At 71.5% G+C, this 23,735-nt stretch carries 25 protein-coding genes; 9 read left to right on the forward strand and 16 right to left on the reverse strand.

What is annotated here, in order from left to right; translation table 11 throughout:
* Nucleotides 1–55 precede the first annotated feature (55 nt).
* On the forward strand, nt 56–1,384 hold the full coding sequence (locus ACTWJ8_RS33140) for a CitMHS family transporter (protein ID WP_443261245.1): 1,329 nt from the start codon (nt 56–58) through the stop codon (nt 1,382–1,384).
* A 43-nt stretch (nt 1,385–1,427) separates the two neighbouring features.
* Nucleotides 1,428–2,999: a CocE/NonD family hydrolase gene (locus ACTWJ8_RS33145; protein ID WP_443261246.1), complete on the forward strand. Its 1,572-nt coding sequence runs from the start codon at nt 1,428–1,430 to the stop codon at nt 2,997–2,999.
* 26 nt (nt 3,000–3,025) lie between these two features.
* Here the strand turns inward: ACTWJ8_RS33145 and ACTWJ8_RS33150 are convergent, their stop codons facing one another.
* Nucleotides 3,026–3,397: a nuclear transport factor 2 family protein gene (locus ACTWJ8_RS33150; protein ID WP_356373569.1), complete on the reverse strand. Its 372-nt coding sequence runs from the start codon at nt 3,395–3,397 to the stop codon at nt 3,026–3,028.
* Between the two features lie 184 nt (nt 3,398–3,581).
* On the opposite strand from ACTWJ8_RS33150, the gene ACTWJ8_RS33155 reads away from it, so the two are divergent.
* Nucleotides 3,582–4,016, forward strand: a complete 435-nt coding sequence (locus ACTWJ8_RS33155; RefSeq protein WP_443261247.1) for an OsmC family protein — start codon at nt 3,582–3,584, stop codon at nt 4,014–4,016.
* Nucleotides 4,017–4,119: 103 nt separating this feature from the next.
* Here the strand turns inward: ACTWJ8_RS33155 and ACTWJ8_RS33160 are convergent, their stop codons facing one another.
* Nucleotides 4,120–5,244, reverse strand: coding sequence for a hypothetical protein (locus ACTWJ8_RS33160; RefSeq protein ID WP_443261248.1), 1,125 nt, complete (start codon nt 5,242–5,244; stop codon nt 4,120–4,122).
* 143 nt (nt 5,245–5,387) lie between these two features.
* On the opposite strand from ACTWJ8_RS33160, the gene ACTWJ8_RS33165 reads away from it, so the two are divergent.
* Complete coding sequence (locus ACTWJ8_RS33165; RefSeq protein ID WP_443261249.1) at nt 5,388–5,975, forward strand: TetR/AcrR family transcriptional regulator; 588 nt, start codon at nt 5,388–5,390, stop codon at nt 5,973–5,975.
* A 45-nt stretch (nt 5,976–6,020) separates the two neighbouring features.
* On the opposite strand, the gene ACTWJ8_RS33170 is transcribed toward ACTWJ8_RS33165, so the two are convergent.
* From ACTWJ8_RS33170 to ACTWJ8_RS33195, 6 genes are all read right to left on the reverse strand, one after another.
* The gene (locus ACTWJ8_RS33170) at nt 6,021–6,326 is read right to left on the reverse strand and encodes a hypothetical protein (protein ID WP_356373565.1); all 306 of its coding nucleotides are present in this window, start codon (nt 6,324–6,326) and stop codon (nt 6,021–6,023) included.
* Between the two features lie 56 nt (nt 6,327–6,382).
* Nucleotides 6,383–6,844 (reverse strand): FKBP-type peptidyl-prolyl cis-trans isomerase, encoded by a 462-nt coding sequence (locus ACTWJ8_RS33175; RefSeq protein WP_356373564.1) that lies wholly within the window; start codon nt 6,842–6,844, stop codon nt 6,383–6,385.
* Between the two features lie 58 nt (nt 6,845–6,902).
* Nucleotides 6,903–8,048: a calcium:proton antiporter gene (locus ACTWJ8_RS33180; RefSeq protein ID WP_443261250.1), complete on the reverse strand. Its 1,146-nt coding sequence runs from the start codon at nt 8,046–8,048 to the stop codon at nt 6,903–6,905.
* Nucleotides 8,049–8,205: 157 nt separating this feature from the next.
* Entirely contained in the window at nt 8,206–8,643 is a 438-nt protein-coding gene (locus ACTWJ8_RS33185; protein ID WP_443261251.1) for an RNHCP domain-containing protein, read from the reverse strand.
* 15 nt (nt 8,644–8,658) lie between these two features.
* A complete protein-coding gene (locus ACTWJ8_RS33190) occupies nt 8,659–9,039 on the reverse strand; it encodes an RNHCP domain-containing protein (protein WP_356373561.1) in 381 nt (126 codons plus the stop codon).
* 273 nt (nt 9,040–9,312) lie between these two features.
* Complete coding sequence (locus tag ACTWJ8_RS33195) at nt 9,313–10,221, reverse strand: LysR family transcriptional regulator (protein ID WP_356373560.1); 909 nt, start codon at nt 10,219–10,221, stop codon at nt 9,313–9,315.
* Between the two features lie 72 nt (nt 10,222–10,293).
* On the opposite strand from ACTWJ8_RS33195, the gene ACTWJ8_RS33200 reads away from it, so the two are divergent.
* Nucleotides 10,294–10,629: a CBU_0592 family membrane protein gene (locus ACTWJ8_RS33200; RefSeq protein WP_356373559.1), complete on the forward strand. Its 336-nt coding sequence runs from the start codon at nt 10,294–10,296 to the stop codon at nt 10,627–10,629.
* Nucleotides 10,630–10,711: 82 nt separating this feature from the next.
* Here the strand turns inward: ACTWJ8_RS33200 and ACTWJ8_RS33205 are convergent, their stop codons facing one another.
* On the reverse strand, nt 10,712–11,737 hold the full coding sequence (locus tag ACTWJ8_RS33205) for a serine hydrolase domain-containing protein (RefSeq protein ID WP_443261252.1): 1,026 nt from the start codon (nt 11,735–11,737) through the stop codon (nt 10,712–10,714).
* A gap of 143 nt (nt 11,738–11,880) precedes the next feature.
* Between ACTWJ8_RS33205 and ACTWJ8_RS33210 the strand changes: the two genes are divergently transcribed.
* Together ACTWJ8_RS33210 and ACTWJ8_RS33215 are read left to right on the forward strand one after the other, a co-directional pair.
* Nucleotides 11,881–12,663, forward strand: a complete 783-nt coding sequence (locus tag ACTWJ8_RS33210; protein WP_443261253.1) for a MerR family transcriptional regulator — start codon at nt 11,881–11,883, stop codon at nt 12,661–12,663.
* Between the two features lie 140 nt (nt 12,664–12,803).
* On the forward strand, nt 12,804–14,276 hold the full coding sequence (locus ACTWJ8_RS33215; protein WP_443261254.1) for a DHA2 family efflux MFS transporter permease subunit: 1,473 nt from the start codon (nt 12,804–12,806) through the stop codon (nt 14,274–14,276).
* A 20-nt stretch (nt 14,277–14,296) separates the two neighbouring features.
* Here ACTWJ8_RS33215 and ACTWJ8_RS33220 read toward each other — a convergent pair whose 3' ends face one another.
* From ACTWJ8_RS33220 to ACTWJ8_RS33250, 7 genes are all read right to left on the reverse strand, one after another.
* Nucleotides 14,297–14,881: a DUF4333 domain-containing protein gene (locus ACTWJ8_RS33220; protein ID WP_443261255.1), complete on the reverse strand. Its 585-nt coding sequence runs from the start codon at nt 14,879–14,881 to the stop codon at nt 14,297–14,299.
* A gap of 230 nt (nt 14,882–15,111) precedes the next feature.
* A complete protein-coding gene (locus ACTWJ8_RS33225; protein ID WP_443261256.1) occupies nt 15,112–15,609 on the reverse strand; it encodes a DMT family transporter in 498 nt (165 codons plus the stop codon).
* 385 nt (nt 15,610–15,994) lie between these two features.
* Nucleotides 15,995–16,645 (reverse strand): vWA domain-containing protein, encoded by a 651-nt coding sequence (locus ACTWJ8_RS33230; RefSeq protein ID WP_356373553.1) that lies wholly within the window; start codon nt 16,643–16,645, stop codon nt 15,995–15,997.
* 14 nt (nt 16,646–16,659) lie between these two features.
* On the reverse strand, nt 16,660–17,808 hold the full coding sequence (locus tag ACTWJ8_RS33235) for a hypothetical protein (protein WP_443261257.1): 1,149 nt from the start codon (nt 17,806–17,808) through the stop codon (nt 16,660–16,662).
* The gene (locus ACTWJ8_RS33240; RefSeq protein ID WP_443261258.1) at nt 17,805–19,007 is read right to left on the reverse strand and encodes a protein phosphatase 2C domain-containing protein; all 1,203 of its coding nucleotides are present in this window, start codon (nt 19,005–19,007) and stop codon (nt 17,805–17,807) included. Before ACTWJ8_RS33240 ends, ACTWJ8_RS33235 begins: the two co-directional genes overlap by 4 nt.
* Nucleotides 19,004–19,423, reverse strand: coding sequence for a hypothetical protein (locus tag ACTWJ8_RS33245; RefSeq protein ID WP_356373550.1), 420 nt, complete (start codon nt 19,421–19,423; stop codon nt 19,004–19,006). Before ACTWJ8_RS33245 ends, ACTWJ8_RS33240 begins: the two co-directional genes overlap by 4 nt.
* Before the next feature lie 11 nt (nt 19,424–19,434).
* Nucleotides 19,435–20,172 (reverse strand): hypothetical protein, encoded by a 738-nt coding sequence (locus ACTWJ8_RS33250; protein ID WP_443261259.1) that lies wholly within the window; start codon nt 20,170–20,172, stop codon nt 19,435–19,437.
* A 220-nt stretch (nt 20,173–20,392) separates the two neighbouring features.
* Between ACTWJ8_RS33250 and ACTWJ8_RS33255 the strand changes: the two genes are divergently transcribed.
* Together ACTWJ8_RS33255 and ACTWJ8_RS33260 are read left to right on the forward strand one after the other, a co-directional pair.
* On the forward strand, nt 20,393–21,106 hold the full coding sequence (locus ACTWJ8_RS33255) for a Crp/Fnr family transcriptional regulator (protein ID WP_356373548.1): 714 nt from the start codon (nt 20,393–20,395) through the stop codon (nt 21,104–21,106).
* A gap of 109 nt (nt 21,107–21,215) precedes the next feature.
* The gene (locus ACTWJ8_RS33260) at nt 21,216–23,720 is read left to right on the forward strand and encodes a hypothetical protein (RefSeq protein ID WP_443261260.1); all 2,505 of its coding nucleotides are present in this window, start codon (nt 21,216–21,218) and stop codon (nt 23,718–23,720) included.
* The last annotated feature ends 15 nt before the right edge of the window (nt 23,721–23,735 follow it).

Raw genomic sequence — 23,735 nt, forward strand, 5'->3', positions numbered from 1 at the left:
GCCGCTTCGACACTCATCCGCGAGAACACGCCGACGGAGAAGGTGAGCGACAACCATGCTGGCAGCGCTGGGATTTACCACGATCGGCCTGTTCCTCGTGCTCACCATGACCAAACGGGTCTCCGTCCTGGTGGCGCTCGTGCTGCTGCCGGTCCTCGCCGCCCTCGTCGGCGGATTCGCCGGGGACATGGGCGACATGATCCTGGAAGGCCTTGAGACGGTGGCGCCCACCGGCATCATGATCGCCTTCGCCGTCCTGTACTTCACGTTGATGGTCGACGCCGGACTCTTCGACCCTCTGATCAACGGCATCCTGCGGCTCGCGCGCAACGACCCGGCGCGGATCGCCATCGGCACGGCGGTGCTCACCATGTGCGTGGCACTCGACGGCGACGGGGCGTCCACCTTCCTCATCACCGTCTCCGCGCTGCTGCCCGTGTACAAACGCCTGGGCATGAGCCCACTGGTGCTGTCGGGTGTGGTGTGCCTCGGGGCGGGTGTGATGAACATGGTCCCGTGGGGTGGGCCCACGGTGCGGGCCATGGCCGCGCTGAAGCTGGACGGTTCGGATGTCTTCACGCCGGTGCTGCCCGCGATGGCCTGCGGGATCGTGTGGGTGCTGCTCGCCGCGTACTGGATCGGCCGAAGGGAGCGGCGACGTCTCGGGACGGTGCCGGACCAGCGCGAGGAACGTCAGGAGGCCCCCTCCCACACGGTGGGAGACGGCCCCGGCACCCCCCTCATGTCCTCGGCCGGCCGCCCGCCGCTCCCGCTCACCGTGTTCAACGCGCTGCTGACCGTCGTCCTGATCGTGACGCTTGTCCTCCAACTCATGCCCCTGCCCGTGCTGTTCGCGGTCGCGTTCGCCCTCGCCCTCGTCGTCAACCACCCGCGCTGGGAGCAGCAGCAGGCGCTCCTGGAGAAGCACGCCAAGAGCGTCGTCCTCGTCACGACGATGATCTTCGCCGCCGGTGTCTTCACCGGAGTACTCACCGGCACCAAGATGATCGAGGAGATGGCCGGGGCGCTCGTCTCCGTCGTACCGGACTCCCTCGGCGGCCATCTCGCGCCGATCGTGGCCGTCACGGGCATGCCGTTGAGCCTGGCGTTCACCCCGGACGCCTACTACTTCGGGGTGCTGCCGGTACTCGCCCACACGGCGTCCGGGTTCGGCGCCGATCAGGCGGAGATCGCGCGGGCCGCCGTCCTCGGCCAGATGACCACCGGCTTCCCGCTCAGCCCGCTCACGGCCTCCACGTTCATCCTCGTCAGCATGAGCGGCGTCCAGCTCGGCGAGCACCAGCGGTTCATCTTCCGCTGGGCGTTCGGCACGACGCTCGTGATGACGGCGGCGGCGCTCGTCACGGGCGCGATATCCCTCTGACCGGCCCCACCCGCCCCGCTCTCCCGGCAAGGAGCCCTCACGCATGAAGACCACGCATTCCAGCCCCAGCCGCCGTACAGTGTGCGCCCTCGCAGGGGCCGGCGTGCTGACCGCGGCCCTCGGCCCGGCACGTGCGGCAGCGGCCGCCGGGCCCACCCCCCTCACCGACCCCTTCTTCTCGTACGACAGACCGGCACGCTACGGCGTCGTACGCGAGGACGTGCGGGTGCCGCTGCGCGACGGCGGACATCTCGCGGCCCAGCTGTACCGGCCCGCCGCCCCGGACGGGAAGGCGGCCACGGGCCACTTCCCCGGTATCGTCCACGAGTTCACCGCCTACGCCGCCAACCTGGAACAATTCGGTGCCGCCGCCGCGTACTTCGTCCGGCGCGGTTACAACGCGCTGGTGTGCCAGACCCGCGGCTCCGGCGCGTCACCCGGCACCGTCGACCCGTTCAGCCCCCAGGAGCAGCGCGACAACTACGATGCGATCGAGTGGCTCGCCCGGCATCCCGGCTGCACCGGCGACATCGGACAGATGGGCGTCAGCTACGGCGGTCACACGAGCCTCCTCGTCGCCGTCAACCGGCCCCCGCACCTGAAGGCCGTCATCCCCACCAACGCCCTGCACGACTGGTACGAGAACACCATCTACCGCGGCGGGATCTACTCCCCGCGCATCCGCGCCTGGCAGGAGACCACCGCGCCCGCCACCCTGCGGACCTACGCCGAGCATCCGCTCTACGACGACTTCTGGCGCGGCCGCAGCGTGATGACCCGCTGGGACCGCCTCACCGTCCCCACCCTCGAGATCAACGGCTGGTACGACCGCTACCGCGACGGCATGGTCAAGAACCACCTGGCCCGGCCGGAGAACGTGTGGCTCGTCTCCGGCCCCTGGGACCACGGGGACCCGGCGACCCAGTACGCGGGCATCGGCCCGGGCGCGTATCTGGCTTGGTGGGACCGATGGCTCGGCGGTGACCCGCGGGCGCCGCTGCCGGCCGCACGGGTCACGTCGTACGAGATCCCGGGGCCGGGGGCCGGCGGGGGCTGGCAGCAGTTCGAGCAGTGGCCGCCGCGTGACTCCCGTGCCGTGACGCTGGCCCTGCGCGGGGACGGCTCACTGTCGGCCGCGCCCGGCCCGGCGGGGGAGGCCGTGTTCGAGGTCAACACGGGAACCGACGCACCGCGAGACGACCAGCAACTCCTCTTCGGCACGGCCGCGTTCACGCGTGACGTGGTGCTCGCCGGGGACGCCACCGCGACGGTCCGTGCCGCGTTCACCGCCTCCGACGGCAATGTCGCCGCCGTGCTGTACGACGTGGCGCCGGACGGCACCCGCACCAGGATCACCGCCGGCTGGCTCAAGGCGAGCCACCGCCTGGGGCACTCGGCGCTCGCCCCCGTGACACCGGGCGTCCGCCACGACCTGGCGGTGCACATCTGGCCGACCCACTACCGCATCGCCGCGGGACACCGGCTGGTGCTCCGCGTGTCGAGCGACGACCACCCGGAGATCGCCTCGGACGTTCCGGCGGGACGGGTGGCGCTGGCCGTGGGCGCCCGGGGATCGAGCCTGCGCCTCACGGTGCGGGCGCCGAACCGGTGGTGAGCGCGGCGACGGGGCTGCGTGCCCCCTCAGGACTTCTCGATCTCCCCCGCGAAGACGATGATCTGGTCGATGAGGCTGCGCTGCAGATGCACGACGTCCGTCCCCGCCAGGCGAGGACCTCCGTCCGGTGTGGTGAAGACCCACTGGTAGCGGGCCCATTCGCTGGGCATGTCCACCGCCGAACAGCGCACCATCGTGCCGGACCCCGCCGGGTGGTGCCGGATGTCCAGCACGAACCGCTCGACCGCCGCGATGCCTTCGCTGCGTCCCAACGGCCCCCAGAAGACCACGTCCGTGGTCAGGGCCTGAGAGAGCAGGTCGGCCACGTACGTGTCGTCCGAGGTGTTGAACGCGGAGATGAAGGTGTCGATCGCGGTGCGTGCCGTCTCTTCCTGCATACCCCAGTAATACCAGCCGCCGCGCGTGCGCCTGTATCGCCGGGCGTCGTCTGATCGCGGTGGGCGACCCCGGCCGCAGAGTCGGCTGTTGCGGGGCAGAGCCTTCTCGACGCGTCGGCGGCCGGCGGCGGTCCGCACCGGTCGCGGTCGGCGGTGTGTGTCGGCGGACACTACTGTCGGAGCCATGACTGACAACGACGCGCTGCGCTCCGTGTCCATCGAACGTGCCGGCCCGGGACGGTTCACCGCGACCAACGCCCGTGGGGGCACTGTCACCTTCGGCACCGGGTCGGACGACGACTTCACTCCGGTCGAGCTCCTGCTCGCCGCGCTCGGCGGATGCACCGCGGTCGACGTGGAGGCCGCCACGACCCGGCACGCCGAGCCGACCGGGTTCACCGTCACGGCGTCCGGGGACAAGGTCGAGGACGAGGGCGGCAACCGCATGACGAACCTCGCGGTCACCTTCCATGTCACGTTCCCCGAAGGCCCGGAGGGCGACCGGCCTCGCGCGATCCTGCCGCGCGCCGTCAAGAGCTCGCACGACCGCCTGTGCACGGTGAGCCGCACCGTGGAGGCCGGCACCCCGGTCACAGCGACCGTGTCGCCGGATGCCTAGGGCACGACCCGTGAGCACCTCCGGCGGCGAGGGATCCGCGCCGTGATCCCGTAGCCCGCCGACCCGGGTGGCCGCGCCGCGGTTCGCGGAGGCGGGCACCTCGTCAGTCCATGACCGGTCCGCCCCGGGTGCCGGTCGTGTCGTGGAGGAGGAACTGTCCGCCTGCCTGCTCGGCGAGGTCGGCGCCGAACAGGGCGCCGGGCGTGTAGGCGCCCGGCCGGCCCTCGCCGCGGGCGAGGTGGGCGGCCACCGTGGCGGCCACCGATGCGGTGTAGTCCATGCCGTCGTCGGCGCGCAGCCAGCCCTCCCGGCGGGTGCCGTCCGCCCAGGTGACCACGGCATGCCCCCACGAGTGACGGCGAGGGGCCGGGGATTCCTTCATCTTGGCCTTGGCCATCCCGCTGAGGGCGAAGCGTCGCAGCGGCTCGATGGACAGCAGCTTTCCGACGAGTGGGGCCACGGCCCGCACGGCGCGCGAGGTGGGAGCCATCCCGGTGGTCACCGTGACGGACGGTGCGTTGCTGGCCCGGTGGGCGGCGAGGAGTTCGGCGGTGGGAGCGCCCGCGGACTTCGCCTGTTCCCCGTCGGGGAGGGTGAGTTGTTGGAGATCGGCGCCGAGGCGTGAGGTGACCATGCGTCCGTCGGTGTATCGACGTCCACCGGTGGCGAACATGTCGATCATGGAGGCGGCGAAGGCGGCGCCGACGACTCCGGCACTGAGGGACACCGAGGCCAGCGCGTCGACGCGCACGGTGGCGGGGGTCGGGCGGTCCTCGCACAGCTTGATCACGACGGCTTCGGTGGCCAGTACGACGAAGCCCGATCCGGTCACCAGCGTGCTGCCCGCCTCTTCGGCCTCCCGGCCCAGGTCGAGCAGGCGGGGGACGGCGGTCAGATCCGCGGCCAGGTCGAGGTAGTGCCCACCGGGCATGCACGCCCGGGCGATGACCGGGGCCGTCTCTGCGTAGTTCCCGATGCCGTTGAAGACCACGGCGGGCCGCTGTCGGGTGATCTCGGCCGCGATGCCGTCGACGCCGTTCGCGATGACGACTCGGCTCCCGAGGTCCGCGGCGGTCCTGCGCAGCCGGTCGCCGCCGCTTTCGCGTCCCACCAGTACGGGCTTGAACCCCTGGGCGGCAAGGTTCGCGGTGACGGCGCTTCCGATGCGCCCGCCCGCGCCGAGGATCCAGATCTCCTCGCGTCGCGCGCTCCGGGTGGTGTCGGTCATGAGCCTGCTCCTGTCCTGCCATGAATGAGGCGGTCGCCCGCCTCGTCGAATACAGGGGGCACCCCGCACAGTGATGTCTCACTGTGTCATCACCAACTCTAGCACTGATGACACAGTGAGACATCACTTGCTATCGTTCGACCATGGCCAGATGGGATCCCGGAACCGCGGAGCGCCTCACGCAAGCGGCGCTCGAGCTCTACACGGAGCATGGGTACGACAACGTGACCGTGACGCAGATTGCCGAGCGGGCCGGGATCACCCGCCGCTCGTACTTCCGCTACTTCGCCGACAAGCGCGAGGTCCTGTTCGCCGGCTCGGAGCGGCTGCCCGCCGCCGTGCGTGCGGCAGTCCTGGACGCCGACCCGGCTGCTTCTCCTCTGTCGGCAGCTCTCGAAGCTCTCACTCAGGTCGGCGCCGCCCTCGCCGAGCACATCGACCGCGCCTCTGAACGCCGCGCTGTGATCGCCTCCAGTCCCGAGCTTCAGGAGCGGGAGCGCACCAAGCTCGCTGCAGTCACGAGCGCGATCCAGGACGCGCTCCTGCAGCGGGGCGTCGACGACGACAGCGCGAAACTGGTGGCGCAGATCGCCACCATCGCATCCCAGAACGCCCTCGACCGCTGGGCTGAGGAGTACGGCGACAAGGACTTCGCAACCTGCCTCCACGCAGCCACCGTGTCGCTCCGGGACGTGCTCACCGAGGGCATCGACAGCAGCCGCTCGGAGTGAGGACTCCACCCACTACCGCCTGCCATCGGACTCGCACGCCTGTCGTCAAACCACCCTCAAAGCCGGATGCCCCGCAGCTTCTCCTGAGGGTCCAGGAAGGCGAGCGTCCGGCCCGCGGCCACCGGGGCGCTGTTCCGGACGGTCGCCGCTGCCCTCGGGGGTGACGGCCGTGCCCACGTCGTGCACGGTCACGATGTGCGGATGTTGCAGCGCGGCGGTGATCCGCGCCTCGCGCAGAAGGCGGGCGCGGGCCTCGTCGGCGGCGCTGCCGCCACCGGCGAGCATGGAGATCACCTTGACGGCGACCGGGCGCCCCAGGACCTCGTCGCGGGCCTCCCACACCTCGCCCATCCGGCCTCAAGTCCCCCAGATTGCACCGTGGTTCCAGCGAAGTGACCGCAGCGTAGTCACTGGGAGCTGCTCCACCCGGACGTCCGCGAGTACGCGTCGAGCAGGTCCACCACGAAGACGAGGGTCGAGCCCGGCGGGATCGCCGGGGTCGGAGACTCCTTGCCGTAGCCGAGGCGCGGGGGAATGACGAGCTCGCGGCGGCCGCCGACCCGCATTCCCCGCACCCCGCGGTCCCAGCCCTTGATGACCCTGCCGCTGCCCAGGCCGAACTTGAACGGTTCGCCCCGGTCCCAGGAGGAGTCGAACTCCTTGCCGGTCGCGAAGGTCACCCCGACGTAGTGGACCCTGACCACCATGCCGGGCTTCACCTCGGGGCCGTCCCCGACGACGAGGTCCCGGACGGTCAGCTCGGTGGGAGCGTCACCCTCCGGAACGTCGACCTCGGGCTTCGTCGGTTCCGTAGGTTCTGTCGGTTCGATCCGGTCCGTCGGTTCAGTGCGGTCCGTGGGTTCAGTCATCGCCGTCTCAGTACTCTCCGTCGGGGGCCTTTGGGCGTCCACGCTACCGAGGGCGCGCTCAGGAGAAGACGACGAGCGCGTACAGCAGGAACGCCATCAGGTGTGCGGCGCCGTGCACCGCGGTGACCTTCTTGCCGAAGAAGGAGGTCACCGTCAGGATCAGGGTGACGCCGAGCAGGACGAGGTTCGCGGGGGTCTCGGCGAGGTGGACGGTCTGTCCGGTGAGCAGGCCGATGGTGAGTACGGCCGGGATGGTCAGGCCGACGGTGGAGACCAGGGCGCCGTGGCACAGGTTGCTCACGCGCTGGATCTCGCCCGTGTGGGCGGCGCGGATCGTGGTGATCGTCTCCGGAAGGAAGACGATCATCGCGATGAGGATGCCCGACAGTTCCACCGGGGCGCCGATGCGGCCGAGGCCCTCGTCGAGGAGGGTGGCCATGTCGTGCGAGAGGAGGACGACCGGGATGACGGTGAGGACCAGCACCACGGCGCGCGAGATCACCTCGATGCGGTGGGCCGACAGGACGTCCTTGATGCCGGGCCGCTCCTCCTGGTTCTCCTCGGACGCGGCGGGCACCGACGTGACCTCCTGGAAGTCCGCGCTCTGCGGACCCATCTGGCGCCAGAGGAAGAACGCGTACAGCGCCAGGGTGGCGACGAGGATCGGCACCTCCTGGCCCGCCGTGTACGCGCCGTCGGAACCGATCAGGCCCGGCAGGGCGAAGGCCGTCGCGAGGAGGACCACCAGCAGGGACACGTACGAGGACACACCGGCGCGGTTGGGGCGCAGGCTGCCGTGGCGGATGCCGGCGACGAGCAGGGCGACGCCGATGACGAGGTTGAGGATGATCATCGACACGGCCATCACCGAGTCACGGGCGATCGTCGCGTGTTCCCCGGGGCCGAGCATCACGGACGAGATCAGGATGACCTCGATCACCACGATGGACAGGGTGAGGACCAGGGTTCCGTACGGATCTCCCAGCCGGTGGGAGAGGCGTTCGGCCTGCGTGACCACGCCGAAGGCGCAGGCCACGATCACGAGGACGATCACCGCGAGCAGCCCGAAGAGCACCGGTGTGGAGAGGGGGCCTTCGAGTGCGGGGCCCGCGACGAGCAGTGCGCCGAAGGCGATCCAGCCGAGCAGCAGCTGCGCGAGCGCGCGGGGAGTCAGGACTTTTCGGATGCCAGAGACGACCGACACGGGTCAGATCTCCCAATCTGCGGGCCGTCCCAGCGCGTGTCTCCGCCGTTCGGGTCGTCCCGAACGCACCTACTGCCTCACAGGATACCGGAATGGTGTGCGCCGCGACGGCGACGGCCCGGTACGGGAGCGGTGTCCGTACCGGGCCGCCGCCCGCTCACAGCATCAGCAGCGTGCGGTTCGCCGCCCGGCCCGTGGCCCGCAGCGGGCGGACCGCGAGGCGCATCAGGACCAGGGCGTTGTCGTCGCCCGCGACACGGTTCGTGGACAGCTCGCCGCACGCGAGGCACTCGTGGACGATCAGCCACTCACCGTCCGGGCGGCAGGACACCGTCAGGGCGTCCATCCGGCCCCGGCAGTCCGACGCGCGGTCGCCCGGTATCCGGGCGTCCACGTGCAGGCTGGTCAGGCAGTTCGGGCAGTGGTTGCGGTGACCGCTGCCCGGGGCGTCCAGGGACACGTCGAGCCGGCAGCCCGCGCAGCGGAAGTCGTGTCCGCGATGGCCTTCCCGCTGGTCGTGGAGGACGTCCTTGGTCCGTTGACGGCGCCGCCGGGCGGCGGGCCCTTCGGTCGTCGTCCGGTTACGGCGTGGCATGCCTGGCCTCCCCGCTCACAGCGTTCCGAACGTTTCGAGGGGGAAGGGTGGCTGCGCCAGCGGCCGCACCGCCATCCGCATCAGCACCAGCTGGTTGTCGTCGGGGCTCACCGGGTTCGAGGTGAGCTCGTCGCACCGTACGCAGCGGTGGACGATCATCCAGTCGCCGGTCCGCAGGACGGCGATGGCGATCGGGGACATTCGGCCGTGGCACTCGGAGCGGCCACCGTGGACGTGGTCCACGACGTGCCGCGAGTGCAGGCACGAAGGGCAGTGGTTACGGCCGCGGCCGTCGGGATCGGCGAGGGTCACGGTGAGACCGCACCAGGCGCAGACGAACGTACTGACCTTGAGGGTGGGGCTGGAATTCGGGTTGGGGGTGGTGTGCTCGGACACCTGTGCTCCTTGCTGGGGAGATGGTCATCGACAGCAAGAGCAGGCCGAGCGGCCTCGACGGCTGGTTCGGTCGGTTACCCGCTGTGTGTACGTGCGTTGGATGTCGGCAGTACGTCGCGGTGAGGCGCGCTCGGCGCGGGCCGGGTCATCAAGACACCCTCTCGGTGGGCGCGGGGCCCGGTCGTTCGGAAGCAGCAGGGAAAGGGTAGGCGGGCCGGAGGCGGGCGGGCGAGCGATTATTTCCGGCGTACGCCACGGGCATGCCAAGGCCGGTCACGCCGTCGGCGACGGCAGCTCGGCGGCCGCCCTGATGATCCCGTCGAGGACGGTCGCCACCTCCTTGCGCGGTTCCGCGCGGCTGGTGCGGTGCCGGGCGATCAGGCGGCGCGTGCCGAGACCCGGCACGGACACCGCCTTGACCCCGTCGGGCGGCAGTCCGTGCACGGCCAGGGACGGCAGCACCGCGATGCCGAGCCCGCCCGCGACCAGCGCCAGCGCGGCGTTGTAGTCGTAGTAGCTGTGGGCGGTACGGGCGGCGGTCATGCCGCGGCGTACGTGTTCGGTGGCGCCGTGGGCGGCGGCGTCCGCGTCGACGCCGAGCCACGTGAGGTGTTCGAGGTCGGCGAGGGTGGTGGGCGTCGGGGTCCCGGCAGGCGTGACGACCACCCACGGCTCCTCGAGGATCGGCACGTCCCGCGTCCCCCGCGCCGACCTGCGGCCGATGGGGGTCTCGGCCTCCACGATCAGCAGGTCGACCGTCCCTGCCCGCAGCTCCTGCTGTGCCTTCTCGCCGTCCATCTCGTGGATCTGCAGCTCCAACCCCGGGTATTCGTCGCGTAGTTGATGCACCAGCGGGACGAGCAGGGCCCGGATCACGGTCTGGAACGCGGCGATGACGACGGTGCCGGAGACCTCATCGCGCAGGGCCGCCAACGACCGTGTGACATCGGTCAGTTCCGACTCGATGCGCTCGGCCGCCTCGGTGAGCATCCGGCCCGCGGCCGTGACGACGGCGCCGTGCGGCTGACGGTCGAGCACCGGGGCGCCGACCTCGGCCTCGAGGCGGCTGATCTGCTGCGACACGGCGGAGGGCGTCAGGTGCAGTACGTCGGCGGCCGCGAGGATCCCGCCCGCCCGGTGAACGGCGAGCAGGACGGCCAGTTTCCGCGGGTCCACATCCATTCAATTCAGCTTAACCCCCGGCGTAGCGAACTTCGATTGATCTGTATGCGGTAGGTGTCCACCATGGGGGACATGCAGGCAATCGCGACCTACGCGGCGACGGCGGCGGGGTGGGTGGGCGCCCTGTCCACGGCCGCCGCCTATCTCTTGGTCTCGCGTCGTGTCATCCAGCCGGACGCGCAGACGTTTCAGCTGATCAACATGCTCGGCGGGGCTCTCCTGGCGGTCTCCGCCGCCGCCAGCGGGGCGTGGCCCTCGGTGACGTCGAACTTCGTGTGGGTCCTCATCGGCGTACAGGCGCTGGTCGGGGCGCGCAGCGGCGCACGCGCCGTCGCCGGCCGGGTGACGGCCCGCTTCCCGCGCCGCCGCGGAGCCGAACGGGCGTGGAGTCGCGCACCCGGCAGCTGAACCGTGCCGGGTGCGCGGGGTCAGTCGCCGAACACCGCCTGTACGAGCCGGTCCTGAGCCTTCATGAACGGTTCCGCGAGCGTCATCGCGGCGTCGTCCACGTAGTTTCGGCCGTGGAGTACATCAGGGCCGCGTGGCCGCTGTGGCCGCCGTTGTGGAACAGGAGCGTGCCCGTGTCGGTGTCGCCGGTCTTCTGGATGCGCAGGCCGAGGCCGAATCCGCTGGCCGGGTGCGGCGTGGTCATCTCGGCGAGGAGCGGGGCGGGCACGAGTTCGCCGCGGGCCAGCGCGGAGATGAAGGTGTGCAGGTCCCGGGTGGTGGAGATCATGTCGCCGCCCGCGTCGACCCACGACGGGTTCTGGCGGCTGACGTCGACCGTGTGTTGTCGGCCGGCGTCCTCGTAGCGGTAGTAGGCGTGGGCGTACGGCTCGGGGATGTCCTGCGAAGTGCCGGGCACCACTGTGCCGGTCAGGCCCAGCGGGTCCAGGATCCGCTCGCGTGTCACCTCGGCGCACGACCGGCCGGTGACGTTCTCGACGAGCAGTCTGGCCAGCACGTAGTTGGTGTTGGAGTAGCTCCAGCCCGCGCCCGGCTCGAACCGCGGCGGCTTCGAGAGCGACAGTCGGGCCAGGTCGCGTGGGTGGTGGGTGTGGAAGCGGTTGTCGACCCACTCCTTGCCCGCGATCGTCGAGGTGATCCCGGGGACCACGGTCCCGTCAGGGTCGAACTCGCCGGTGTGGTTGAACACTCCGCTGGTGTGCTGCAGCAGCATGCGCACCGTGATCCGGCGGTCGAGGTCGAACCCGGGGAGGTGGTCGACGGCCGGTGCGTCGAGGTCGACCCTGCCCTCGGCGACCAGTTGCAGCACCAGGGTCGCGGTGAACGTCTTGGTGTTGCTGCCGATGCGGACGTGTCCGTCGGCCGGTGGCGGGCCGCTGCGGTCCAGCTGCGCCGCGCCTGCGGTGGCGACCCATTCGCCCTTCTCGTCGTTCACCCGGAGCTGGATTCCGGTGATGCCGGAGTCCACGATCTCCTGGAGGACGCCGCGCAGGTGCGGGCGGTCCGGGGCGGCGGGGGAGTCGGACGCGGTGTACGGGGCCTGGCTCATGGTCGTCTCCTCTGGTCGGTGCGCGTCTGCCGGAAGGGTCTCCGGAAGGGGTGTCCGGAAGGGGCAGTACGGCGAGCCTGGTCCCTGCCCTAAGGTCAAGGTCAAGCCTCTTCGGGGGAGTTGGGGAAGGGGAGTGGGCGAAGATGCGCGCCAAGGGCGGGCTCACCATCGGTCAGGCGGCGGCGTACGTCGGTGTCACCATCAAGACCGTGCGGCACTATCACCGGCTCGGCCTGGTCGCCGAGCCGGAGCGGGACACGTCGGGCTACCGGCGCTACGGCTCGGCCGAACTGCTCCGTCTCGTACAGGCGCGGACCCTGGCCGCGGCCGGAGTGCCGCTCGCCGAGGTCGGTGACCTGCTCGACGCGGACCCCGAGCGGTTCACCGCCGCCCTGGACGACGTCCACCGCCGGCTCACCGACCAGATCGAGGACCTCGTCGTACGCCGTGACACCCTGCACCGGATCTCCCACGGCGACCGGGCCCTGCTGCCCGACCGGGCCTGCGCGGTCCTGGACCGCATGGCCGAACTCGGCGTCACCACCGCCTACTTGGAGACGCAGCGGGAGGCGCTCGTGCTCACCCGGGCCCTCGTACCGGAGATGCTCGACGCCTTCCTGACCCGCCTTGAGCACCTTCTCGACGACCCCGCGCACGTCGAGCTGACCAAGCGCGCCTGGGACGCGGCGTCCTGGTCGCCCGACGACCCCCGGCTCGACGAACTCGCCGCGGCGCTCGCCGAGAAGGTGCTGGCCGACCGCGCCCTGCTGGCGGCGGGCACCGGGCTCGGCGGAAGCTCCGACGACGCGGCCCGCTACGCGTTGGTCAACCGCCACCGGGAGGACGACGCGCCCGCCGTCGCGCGGCTAAACGCGATGGTCGAGGCCCGACTGCGCGCGGCCGGCGTCGACTTCCCGCGCGGATAGGAGGAGGTTCCGCCGGTTCCCGCCCGACCGGGAATGTTGCGCCGCGCCGAGCCGTTGGGGGTTGGTGTGCGCCGCGTGTGCGCGCCGTTCTCCCGCTGCCACCGCGGTGAGCGCCCGACTCTTGCGAGGTACAGCCCCACATGAGCCAGCCAACCAACGTCGAGAACGTGGACGCGCCCGGGGAGGGCGGCAGACCAGCCGACCCGCCCGCGGGCGGGACCTCGGCGCGCGCAGGCGTCCTCATCGCGGTCCTGGTCGCGTCCGCGTTCGTGATGATCCTGAACGAGACGATCCTGAGCGTCGCCCTGCGCGACCTCACCGTCGACCTGGGGGTCTCCACGACGACCGTGCAGTGGCTGACCAGCGGCTTCCTGCTGACGATGGCCGTGGTCATCCCGATCACCGGCTTCCTCCTGGAACGCTTCTCCGCGCGCCAGATCTTCCTGGCCTCGCTGACGGCGTTCAGCACCGGCACCCTGATCAGCGCCCTCGCGCCAGGCTTCGGCGTGCTGCTCACCGGGCGTGTGGTGCAGGCGTTCGGCACCGCCGTCATGATCCCGATGCTGATGACGACGGTCATGCGCCTGGTCCCCGCGGAGCGCCGCGGCGCGATGATGGGCACCATCACGATCGTCATCGCGGTCGCCCCGGCCATCGGCCCGACGGTCGGCGGCGCGGTACTGTCCTCGCTGGGCTGGCGCTGGATGTTCTGGATCGTCCTGCCGCTGGCGCTGGCGGCGCTGGTGATCGGCGCGATATGGCTGCGCCTGGACAGCGAGACACGGAAGGTGCCGCTGGACGTCCTCTCGGTGGTGCTCTCGGCCGTCGGCTTCGGCGGTGTCCTCTACGGTCTGGCCTCCATCGGCGAGTCCGGTGGCGGGGAGCACACCGTCGAGCCGTGGATGCCGATCGTCGTCGGCCTGCTGTCCCTCGCCGTGTTCGTCGTACGGCAACTGCGCCTCCAGCGCCAGGACCGGGCGCTGCTGGACCTGCGCCCGCTGGCGAACCCCACCTTCTCCATCGCCCTGCTGCTGTCCGCGCTGCTGTTCATGTGCATGCTGGGCGCGGCCGCGATCCTGCTGCCGCTCTACCTTCAGACGGTCATGGGGACGACCACCTTCGTCAGCGGCCTCGCCGTCCTCCCCGGCGGACTGCTCCTCGGCCTCCTCGGCCGCCCCGTGGGCCGGCTCTTCGACCGCGTGGGCGCGCGTCCGCTGGTGATCCCCGGCGCGGCGGCCCTGGCCGCCTCCCTCTGGCTGTTCTCACTGCTCGGCCCGGACTCCTCGCTGACGGCGGTCATCGGCATCCACCTGTTGCTCATGGGCGGGCTCGGCCTGATGATGACGCCGCTGATGACGGCGTCCCTGAGCGCGCTCTCGGACCATCTGCACTCCCACGGCAGCGCGATCCTCGCGACGATGCAGCAGGTCGCGGGTGCCTTCGGCACGGCGGTCTTCGTCACCGTGGCGTCCCGCGCGTCCGACGCCGCGTCCGGCGCGCCCGACGCGAGCGGCCTGAGCGCGGCGTTCGTCCTCGCGGGTGTCATCGGCCTGGCGGCGTTCGCGGCGTCGCTGTTCTTCGGACGCCGCGGCACGGCGGCACAGGCGGAGTAGCAGGAGTAACGGGATCGGGGTCAGCCGCCCGCGCGCTCGTCGACCTTGAAGTCCATGCTGACCCGTCCGCCGAGGAGCGATTTCGCGGTGACGGTCACCCCGTACTGCTTGCCCTCCGAGGTCAGTCGGCAGCGGACGACGGCGCCGACCTCGGCCGGGAGATCCTCGGGGCACGAGAAGGCGTCGGGCTCCTTGCCGACCTGCTCCGTCAGGGCGGCCTTGCCCTGCCGGGCCACCTCGACCCTGCTCACGGCCCCGGCGCTCGGGGCGTCGGTGGCCTCCGGGGCGTCGTCGACCTTGAAGTCCATGTTGACCTTGCCACCGTCGACGGACTTCGCGGTGACCGTCATGCCCAGCTTCCCGCCACCGTCGGTGAGTTGACACCGCACGGTCGCCCCCACCTCGGCCTTGAGATCGTCCTCGCAGACAATGCGGTCGGGCTCACGCCCGATCTTCTTGCCGAGCGCCGCCGACGCCTTCTCGGCGACCTCCTCCTTGCCCACATTCCTCGCCCCCACGCTCGCCGAACACCCCACGGCGAACACGACCACCACCGTCGCTACTGCCGCTCGCAGGGCGATCCGTCGTTGGGGTGTCTGGTGCATGGGGGCTCCTCGTGCGTCAAAGAACGGCTCGGGTGAACGGTGCGGCTCAAGCTCCGGGACGCGCACAGCCGTTGTGCCGGTTCCGGCGGGCACAGTCTGCACCTGCCGTGGGCCATGAACGCCCGCCCGCATGCCGGGAGCGCTCCCGTTGACCGCGGCCCACGGCGCTGTTCCTGCCGGACACATGGATTTCTCGCGCAGCAGATGTCCACCGAGCGACGCGGCGAGAATCACTCGGAACGAGTGCTGGTGCGCTGCGAAAGTGCCGCGCCCAGGAGGATGACCACCGCGCCGACCGGCTGGTGCCACTTCAGGTCTTCGCCGAGGATCGCGACGCCGGCCACGGTGGAGATGACGGGGACGAGGTAGGTGACCATCGAGGCCACGGTCGCCCCGGCGTCGCGGACGAGGCCGTACTGGATGAGGAACGCGATGCCCGTGCCCATCGCCCCGAGGACGACGAGCGAGGCGGTCTCCGCGACGCGCCCAGGGCGAGACCGGCGCCGAGCGGGTAACCCGCGCTGACGCCGTTCCAGATGCCGAAGACGACGAGCACGCCCAGGAAGCCGCAGCCCATACCGGCCAGACGGTTGCGATCGGGGCGCTCGCCCGGCAGTACGCTCACGGCCACCAGCAGCGTGAACAGGGAGCGGAACCCCGCATCGTGCACTCGGTGACCGAGCACCCCACCCAACTCGCCCTGGTCTCCGCCGGATGACGCGCCGCATCTACGCGATATGGCGACCCGAGAGCTCCCGGCGCCCCTCGGTACGGGTCACGGTGCGTGCCCTGGCAGAGGCGGCGCGGGGTGCGTCGGAAGTGGGGACACGGGTGGCGTAGCGCTGGGCGGCACGGACGTCGGTGACGACCGGGGAGTGTGGCTCGGGGGGTGAGGGTGTGAGGTGTGGGGGCGGGGGTCGTGGGGCTTTTCGGATGTGGACGGGGGTGGGGTGGCAGGGGTGCCCGGCGTGCCACTGGCCGGGGAGGGCAGGAGGTGGCCCGTGGCCTCCGTCGCCGCGCCGCAGATGAGGAGGGCCGTGGCCAGGGCGGTCAGGGTGGCGGATGCGCGGTGGTGCCGGGACGGGGCGGCGGGGCGCGGGTCGGTGGTGGGCATCAGTCCACGTACTCCTGCGCCACCTCGACGTAGTTGAAGCCCTGGACGTCCGTGGCGATCTGCATGCGGCCGGTCTTCGACGAGGCGATCAGGGTGTTGAGCAGCCCGGTGATCGCGGCGCTCAGCGCGGACTCCGTGTCCGAGCCGTCGGCGATGAACAGCGCCTTCGTGGCCACCTGTTCGAGGACGTCGCGCTTCGCGTTGCCGAAGCCGTACGCGATCACGTGCGGGTGGCGCGGCCAGTCCCGGTCGACGAGCTTGCGGAAGGAGTCGCGCCAGTGCGCGTCGGTCGGGCTGCCGTCGGTCAGGAAGAAGACGGTCGGCCGCAGCACGTCGAGGTTCTGCATCCGCAGGCCGCTGACGTCCTGTTCGATGCACTCCCGAATCCGGTCGAAGGTCTTGCCGTACTCCGTGCGCCCGCCGCAGATCACCTCGGGCATCGCGGGGACCTGCTCCATGTCCGCCATCGGGATCACCACGTGCACGTCGGTGGAGAAGGCGACCACGCAGACCCGGGCGAACTCCGAGACACGGGGGTTGGTCGCCAGGTTGTAGTGCAGGCGGGACAGGGTCGCGTTGAGCACCGCCTCGTGCGGCTTCATGGACGACGACGCGTCGATCACGACGTAGGTCGGCAGGCAGAGTGACATGGTGCACCTCTGGGCTAGTGGTTGGCGATGATCAAGATCAGCAGGATCACCGCGATGACGGCGACGACGATCCAGGCGGAGTCCGTGCTCTGCTCGGGGCTCTGCCCGGGAGCCGTGGACTCGGGCGATGGTGTCTGCGCCGGCTTGCAGGTGTCGGGCGAGGAGCGCGGGGCCGACGGCTTCGGGGCCGGCGGCTGCTTCGGCAGTGGCGGCAGCTCGGTACGTGCCGGGCGTGGTGTGGCCCGCAGGTACGGGCCGTCGTTCAGCGCCTGGTGCAGCTGCGCGGCCGACGGGCGTCGCTCGCGGTCCGTCGCGAGCAGCATGTCGAGCAGGACGTCGGACACGGCGGGCCCGTTCTGCCAGGGGGAGGCCGCGACCTCGTGGAAGGCGCGCGCGTCGCGCAGGCCGGTCATGCACTTGGCGATGAGCAGTCCGAGTCGGTACCGGTCGGTGTATGTGTCCGCGTCGGTGCCCTGCGGGGTGAGCGGGTCGGCCCAGTTCGGCTGGTGGATGTCGGGCATCTTCTGCGGCTGGCAGCCGTCCACGTCGATCAGGTAGACCGAGCGCCGGGCAGGGCTCCAGAACGCGTTGGAGAACGACCAGTCCGAGTAGACCAGGTCGAGTGTCTCCAAGATGGCGGCCAGGTGGGTCAGTTGGCGGCAGGCGGACAGCCTGCCCTCGGCGCCCGGCGACGGCAGGCCGATCCCGCGGATCGACTCGTCCGACTTCGCCAGCCAGTCGATCTCCACGAAGCGGCGCTCGCTGAACGCGCCGCGCCGCAGTTCGCCGCGGAAGTGCTCGGGCGCCATCGGGATCACGCAGCCGACGGCCGCGTTGCCCGGCTCCTGGATGCGGGCCGCGGGCCAGCACGAGCCTTCGTACAGGAGCGTACGGTCCGCCTCCGGCAGTGTGTCGGGCGCCGAGATCAGCAGGTCGAGTCGCCCGGCGTCGTCGGGATGCTGGTCGGCCTTGTAGAGCTTGGCCAGCCAGCCGGGGTGGTCCGCCAGCGGCCGTACCGCGACGGCCTGGCCGTTGTGCTCCGAGATCGGCGCGGCCAGTCGGCCGAGATCGCCGAGGCTCACGGCCCTGGGCAGCGTCCAGCCGCGCGGGTCGGCGGCCGTGCCGTTGCCGGAGGAGCCGTCGGCGAGGGGTGATCCGGTCATGCCGCGCCCCCGTTCCAGAGCACGACCGCGGTCCTGTCGTCCAGGCACTGCGGCGCGTCGAAGCCGACGTCGGCGATGAAGCGGGTGGCCGGGACCGGCGAGCGCCAGGCGTTCGCGAAGTACTCGTTGACGTTGCCCGCCGGGTCCGCCCACGCGTCGCCCATGCCGTCGGTGACCAGGGCGAGGGCGCTGCCCGGGGTCAGCGTGACGCAGTGGTCCCTGGTGAGTTGAGGTGTGTCGGGCAGGCGTCCTGCGACCTCGTTCGAGACCACGGCGGACGCCCGGTCCTTGGCCTCGCCGGCGGTGAACTGCCACTGCGGTACGTGTGGTTCGAGGGTCCAGGCCGAACTGTCGCCGAGCCATCCGACCCACGCCCGCGCGACACCGTTCGCGTCCGGCTCCTCGATCACCGCGGTGATGAGCACGGTGGCCAGGAGCGAGGTGTCGACGCCGCGGCCGGTGGCGTGCGCGGCGATCGACTGCGCGATCCGCCCGTACAGCTCCTTGGCGTCGAGTCCGTCGATCCCTCCTCCCGCGTCCAGTTGGTCGCGCAGCAGGGTGACGGCCTGGCTGGAGGCCGTGGTGGCTCCGGCGTCGGAACGGGCCGCGCTGGACAGTCCGTCGGCAACGGCCACGATCGCGTACCGGCTGTCGTGGCTGCGACCGATCCGGTACGAGTCCTGGCGCGGTTCGGCGGGCTGGGCGCAGCGGTGTCCTGGTCCGACGACGGAGGCCGCGCGGAGCGTGAAGGCGCCGATGGTGGCCTCGTCGGCGGCGATCCCGTTCTGCACGGTGCGGTCCGGCAGCAGCCAGCGGTAGCCCTGCGCGCGGGCGCCGTCGCCGAAGCGGGGGACGCTCAGGTCCGTCGGCCGCTCGCGGAGGAACGGCCGGGGCTTCGGGGGCTGGGGCGCGGCGGCGGGCCCGGGGGCGTAACGGCAGATCGGAGCCGTCGTACTGGGGTGGGGTTCACGGTCCTGCGGCTCGCGATGCCGGGCCGGGGTCGGAGCGGGCTCGAAGCCTAGGGCGGCCGCCGCGCCGATCACGCCCACGGCCGTGAGGGCGAACGCGTCCACCAGAGGCCCGAACCGCGGGTGCGGCGCGCTGATTTCGAAGAAGGCGCCGATCAGCACGGCCACGAACAGCACCGTCCGCAGCCGTCCGTCCATGAGGACACCACGGCGTCCGTCGTGCCGGCTCATGGCCATTCTCCTTGGCCGGTACGGGAGTTGGGCCCCGAGGCGAAGTGCTGAGAGCCGCGCTGCACGGCGAACACCTCGCCCGAACCGGTGGCGGAGTTGACCTGGATCATGGCGTCCGGCCTTTCCTGGCCGCGCAGCGCGGCCAGGGTCGTCACATCGGCCGCGAACTCCGGGTTGTCGTACAGGAGTTGAGAGAGAGCCTCGGTCCAGTACGCCACGGTCCGGGCGTCGACCACTCCCCTCGCGGTGGTCGACGCCCGGTCCAGGGCGGTGGTCAGTTCGTCGTTGCGGCTGCCGCGGGCCCGTGCGAGCAGCCGGGTCACGAGCCTGCGCGCCTCCTGCCAGAGGTCGGTGCCCATGGCGCCGACCAGGGCGGTGGCGCCGCTCGCGGCCAGTGCGGCGAGTTCCTCGTTCATCAGTGGGTGTCTCACCCTCGGTCGTCGTGGCGGATGTACTGGTTGCCGCGGTGCACGGCGAAGGCCGTGCCGTGTCCCGTGGCCTGGACGAACTGCTCCACGGTGCCCGGCAGGGGGTCGGCGGGTTGATGGTCCGAGCCGGTGTTCTCCCCGGAGCGCGGTCCGACGGGGCTTCCCGGGTACCAGAGCCACGCCTGTGCGGCGTACTCCTTGACCCGTACGTCGACGGCGGTGAAGGCGTCGGCGTCAAGACCCTCGTGCCCGTGCCCGACCGTCTCCTCGTAGAAGTGGGGTGACAGGATCGCCGCCACCGGGGCGCCTTCGGTGCCGGCCTTGACCGCCTCGCGGAGCGGTGCGGAGTCGAGCAGTCGGGCCAGTGCCTCGAAGGGGGCGCCGGAGACGGTGCCGTCCGGGTCGAGCCGGATCTCCCCGGCGTGGATGGCGGCCCGCACCCGTAGCCGTGTCCCGGGCGTCGCCCGCCGGTTGTGCCCACGGATGCGGGCGGCGAGCTCCGGGAGCAGCGGGGTCAGCAGCGCCGCCTTGGGCAGCAGGGGCGGGGCGACGAGCAGGCAGCCGTCACCCGTGTCGACGTGGGTGAAGTCTCGTGCGCCCGGTCCGCCGCCCGCGTCGAGTGCGTCGGTCAGCGCGGTGCGCAGCGCTCCGCGGATCTCCTGGAGCCGCAGTTCGCCGCGGTTCGCCGAGCCGGCGATGTCGAACGACAGCAGGGCTCGGTATTCGTATCTCGCCATCACTGTTCCTCCGCGAGTCGCTGTCGTCCTCGGTGGTCCGGGTGCCCGGGAGCCCGTGGAGCTCGTGAAGTCCATGGAGTTCGTGGCATCCGGGGCGTCCGGGGCGCCCGGTGTGGACAAGATGATTGACGAGACCGTAGGGGAGGGGTCCCCGGGCAGAACCGCTACTAATACGGCTTGTGCGGTTTCCGCCGCACGGGGAAGAGAGATGGGTGGGGCGATGAGCGGCACGCGTCTTCGTGGGGCAGCGGCCTACTGGCCGCCGGCCGGGTTGCTCGGCCGGGTCGACGAGGCCGACCGCGACATCCTCATGCGGCTCGGCCACGGTGTGTCCTATCCGGCGGGGCAGATCACCATCCGCGAGGCGGACACGTCGGACTTCGCGCTGCTGCTGCTCGGCGGCATGGTCAAGGTCACCGCGCACGCGCAGGACGGCCGGGACGCGCTGCTGGCCGTACGGATGGCGGGTGACCTGGTCGGGGAGTTCGCCGGGCTCGACGGCCAGCCGCGCGTGGGAACCGTGACCGCGTGCGGTCGGGTGCTGGCCCGCTACATACTCCGCTCCGAGCTGCTGGAGTGCACGAAACAGCACCCCGCCATCGGACTCGCGCTCAGCGCGAGCGTCGTGGCCAAGCTGCGCACCGCCACCGGCCGGATCGTCGACTTCACCGGATGCGACGTGCTCGGGCGGCTGGCCAGGATCCTGCACCACCTCGCCGTGACCTACGGGCGTCCGGGTGCACCCGAGGCGCAACTCCCGCTGACGCAACCGGAGATGGCCACGCTGGTCGGCGCCGCCGAGTCGTCGGTCCACAAAGCGCTGCGGGCGCTGCGGGAGTCCGGCGCGGTCGTCACCGGCTACCGCAGGGTCACCATCCTCGACCTCGACCACCTCGCCCGGATCGCCCGCACGGCGGGGTCCGCGCCCGACTGATCACCGGCGATCGAGCCGAATACGTAAAAGCACCGGGTCTGCGCCACGCGGCGGCGCCAGCCTGCCCAAGTGCCGGGACCACGGCGCGAGAGAGAACGAGGGAAAGCACATGTCGGAGAACAGTGGTGCCCGGGACGGCTCCGGGCGGATCAGGGCCGGCGACGTGTCGGGAACGATGGTGGTGGGCGACCACAACACCGTGAGCCACCTGAGGATCACCGCCGAGGCCGGAGCGGCCGTCACCGTGCACGGGGGACCGCTGCCCGCCCCCGTCAAGCGCGCGTCGATCGCCCAGCTGCCGCGGCCCGCAGCGGAACCGCTCGTCGGACGCGAACGCGACACCCGAGACCTGCAACAGGCCATCGAGGCGCGGCAGTTGGTGCAGATCTGGGGCGATCCGGGGGTCGGCAAGAGCGCGCTGCTGCGGCACCTCGCGTGCACCGTCGCGCACGGGCCGGACGGCGCCGCATACGTCGAGGCCGGGGGACGTACCGCCGACGACATCGCGCAGGCCATCTTCGACATCAGCTTCGACGCGCCGAACTACAAGCCGTCGTGGGAGGTGATGAAGGAACACCTGAAGACACTGCGGCTGCGGGTCTACCTCGACGACGTGTGCCTCGACGACACGGAACTGCGGCGGCTCGTCGACACCGCCGCCCGGTCCACGTTCGTCTTCACCGCACGGCAGCGGTCCGCCGCCGAGGGGGTGCACGCCGTCCAGTTGAAGGGCCTGGCATCGCCGGCCGCGGCGCAACTGGTGGCGGCGCTGCTCGCCCGCGAACTGCGCGCCGACGAGGTGCCGGTCGTGGACGCGCTGTGCGACGCCGTCGAAGGCAACCCGCTCCGGCTGCGACGCATCGCCCTGTCCGCCGCGATGCCCGGCAAGGGCCTGCCCGGCATCGCCGACCTGCCCGAACTCCTGCCGGCGCTGCTGAACAAGGTCGAGCCGGAGGAACGCGACCTGCTGTACCTGCTCGGTTCGCTGTCGGGCGCCGAGCTGGCACCCCGGCACCTGGACGAACTGCTCGGCAGAACGGACACCGAGGCGCTCGCCGACGGTCTCGTACGACACGGTCTGCTGCTCGCGTCGGAGACCGGGTACAGCTGTCCGCCGGACGTCGCCGAGTGCGCGCTCACCCTGCGCGGCACGGAGTTCCCCGCGGACCGGCTCTGCCGGACCCTCACCTCGTGGGTCGAGGCGCGTGAGACCACACCGGACGACGTCGCGGCACACTTCCAGGCTCTGGACGTCGCCGTGCTGCGCGCCGAGCGGAACGGGCACGCGGCCCTCGGCGTGGCGCTGGCCAGGGCCGCGTCGCCGAAACTGGCCCTGTCCCGGCAGTTCGACGCATGGGGCAGCCTGCTCGGCGTCGGCTGGGCCGCGGCGAGGAGCGCGGGGGACGAGGAGGGCGAGGAGTTCTTCCTGCGCCAGGCGCGCACCCGTCGGAAGGTGATCACGAGGGCCGCTCAGACGACGGCCCTGGCGCTCGAGGCGGGGGTGCTGTGGCATGAACTCACCGCCCTGTCCGCGCAATCGGCGCCGCAGGCGGCCAGTGGTGTGCTGTCGTCCGCGTCGGCGCAGGGGGCGGCGCACGGGGCTGCGCATGGCGCGGGGCACACGGCGGCGCTGGGCCACTCGGCAGCCACCACGTCCGCGACCGCTTCCACGTCCACTTCCGCCGCGGCGGCGCCGGGCCATGCGGCCACCACCGCGGCGGCCCCCGGCCATACGGCCGCCACCACGGCTTCCGGTCATGCGGCAACCGGTCACACGGCCGCCGCCGCCCACGCGCCGCGACCGGTGATCGACCTGTCCGGGGCCTCCGCACAACCGCACGCCGCCGTCCACTCCGCCGCCGCACCCTCGACCACCCCCACGCCCCCGCGCATCGACCTCTCCTCGGCGCACTCGTCCGCCGCGCACTCGGCGCCCGCGGCGAGCACGGGCCACTCGGCGGCCGTCGCCGGTGCGGCGGGCGCCAAGGGCGGGGCGTCGGCACTCGCCGTGGCCTGCGCGATCGGCTTCGCGGCTGTGGTGGGCGTGGGCGCCGTTGTCTACGCGAACGAGGACCGACCGGAGCCGTCGCCGGTCGCGGCATCGAGTTACGCCGTGACGCCGACCCCGGACGACGGTGGTGTCTCGACGGACGACGACACCGTGCCCGCGTACGACGACCCGCCCGCCGAACCCTCGCCGAGCGTCGACCCCGTCTGCGAGACCGTGATCTCCGAGCTGTCGTCGGAGCTCCAGCGGTACTCCACCGACTCGTCCGTGGCGGCCGACTCCGTCGACTCGTACAACAGCGCCATGAACGCCTACAACTCGGGCGCCTCGTCGGTGGTGCCCGACGACAGCACGCTCCGCTCGCAGGTCGGCACCGTCATCAGCGACCTGCAGGCCGTGGAGTCCACGCTGCAGGAGGCCATCGGAGAGGCAGAGGACACGTCCGTAGCGGCGGACCTCCAGGACATGTTGACGGCCACTCAGCAACTGGAGGGCATGTACCGGTCGTACCAGAACAACCCGCAGAACTCCCAGGTCGACCCGTCGGGCCAGGCCGCGGCGATGAACGCGGCGGCCGACAGCCTCGAGTCCGACTGCGGCGCCTGACCTCCCTACCGACCT

The sequence above is a fragment of the Streptomyces sp. SDT5-1 genome (assembly GCF_052245995.1).
Taxonomy (GTDB): Bacteria; Actinomycetota; Actinomycetes; order Streptomycetales; family Streptomycetaceae; genus Streptomyces.

What these genes read in the sequence shown, in the direction of transcription:
- ACTWJ8_RS33175 (WP_356373564.1), bottom strand. Translation starts at nt 6,844, where the DNA reads ATGACTGAACCCACGGACCGCACTGAACCGACGGACCGGATCGAACCG.
- ACTWJ8_RS33220 (WP_443261255.1), bottom strand. Translation starts at nt 14,881, where the DNA reads ATGCACCAGACACCCCAACGACGGATCGCCCTGCGAGCGGCAGTAGCG.
- ACTWJ8_RS33260 (WP_443261260.1), top strand. Translation starts at nt 21,216, where the DNA reads ATGTCGGAGAACAGTGGTGCCCGGGACGGCTCCGGGCGGATCAGGGCC.
- ACTWJ8_RS33210 (WP_443261253.1), top strand. Translation starts at nt 11,881, where the DNA reads ATGCGCGCCAAGGGCGGGCTCACCATCGGTCAGGCGGCGGCGTACGTC.
- ACTWJ8_RS33205 (WP_443261252.1), bottom strand. Translation starts at nt 11,737, where the DNA reads ATGAGCCAGGCCCCGTACACCGCGTCCGACTCCCCCGCCGCCCCGGAC.
- ACTWJ8_RS33225 (WP_443261256.1), bottom strand. Translation starts at nt 15,609, where the DNA reads ATGCGGCGCGTCATCCGGCGGAGACCAGGGCGAGTTGGGTGGGGTGCT.
- ACTWJ8_RS33235 (WP_443261257.1), bottom strand. Translation starts at nt 17,808, where the DNA reads ATGACCGGATCACCCCTCGCCGACGGCTCCTCCGGCAACGGCACGGCC.
- ACTWJ8_RS33145 (WP_443261246.1), top strand. Translation starts at nt 1,428, where the DNA reads ATGAAGACCACGCATTCCAGCCCCAGCCGCCGTACAGTGTGCGCCCTC.
- ACTWJ8_RS33200 (WP_356373559.1), top strand. Translation starts at nt 10,294, where the DNA reads ATGCAGGCAATCGCGACCTACGCGGCGACGGCGGCGGGGTGGGTGGGC.
- ACTWJ8_RS33240 (WP_443261258.1), bottom strand. Translation starts at nt 19,007, where the DNA reads ATGAGCCGGCACGACGGACGCCGTGGTGTCCTCATGGACGGACGGCTG.
- ACTWJ8_RS33170 (WP_356373565.1), bottom strand. Translation starts at nt 6,326, where the DNA reads ATGGGCGAGGTGTGGGAGGCCCGCGACGAGGTCCTGGGGCGCCCGGTC.
- ACTWJ8_RS33150 (WP_356373569.1), bottom strand. Translation starts at nt 3,397, where the DNA reads ATGCAGGAAGAGACGGCACGCACCGCGATCGACACCTTCATCTCCGCG.
- ACTWJ8_RS33255 (WP_356373548.1), top strand. Translation starts at nt 20,393, where the DNA reads ATGAGCGGCACGCGTCTTCGTGGGGCAGCGGCCTACTGGCCGCCGGCC.
- ACTWJ8_RS33250 (WP_443261259.1), bottom strand. Translation starts at nt 20,172, where the DNA reads ATGGCGAGATACGAATACCGAGCCCTGCTGTCGTTCGACATCGCCGGC.
- ACTWJ8_RS33245 (WP_356373550.1), bottom strand. Translation starts at nt 19,423, where the DNA reads ATGAACGAGGAACTCGCCGCACTGGCCGCGAGCGGCGCCACCGCCCTG.
- ACTWJ8_RS33165 (WP_443261249.1), top strand. Translation starts at nt 5,388, where the DNA reads ATGGCCAGATGGGATCCCGGAACCGCGGAGCGCCTCACGCAAGCGGCG.
- ACTWJ8_RS33155 (WP_443261247.1), top strand. Translation starts at nt 3,582, where the DNA reads ATGACTGACAACGACGCGCTGCGCTCCGTGTCCATCGAACGTGCCGGC.
- ACTWJ8_RS33185 (WP_443261251.1), bottom strand. Translation starts at nt 8,643, where the DNA reads ATGCCACGCCGTAACCGGACGACGACCGAAGGGCCCGCCGCCCGGCGG.
- ACTWJ8_RS33195 (WP_356373560.1), bottom strand. Translation starts at nt 10,221, where the DNA reads ATGGATGTGGACCCGCGGAAACTGGCCGTCCTGCTCGCCGTTCACCGG.
- ACTWJ8_RS33215 (WP_443261254.1), top strand. Translation starts at nt 12,804, where the DNA reads ATGAGCCAGCCAACCAACGTCGAGAACGTGGACGCGCCCGGGGAGGGC.
- ACTWJ8_RS33160 (WP_443261248.1), bottom strand. Translation starts at nt 5,244, where the DNA reads ATGACCGACACCACCCGGAGCGCGCGACGCGAGGAGATCTGGATCCTC.
- ACTWJ8_RS33230 (WP_356373553.1), bottom strand. Translation starts at nt 16,645, where the DNA reads ATGTCACTCTGCCTGCCGACCTACGTCGTGATCGACGCGTCGTCGTCC.
- ACTWJ8_RS33140 (WP_443261245.1), top strand. Translation starts at nt 56, where the DNA reads ATGCTGGCAGCGCTGGGATTTACCACGATCGGCCTGTTCCTCGTGCTC.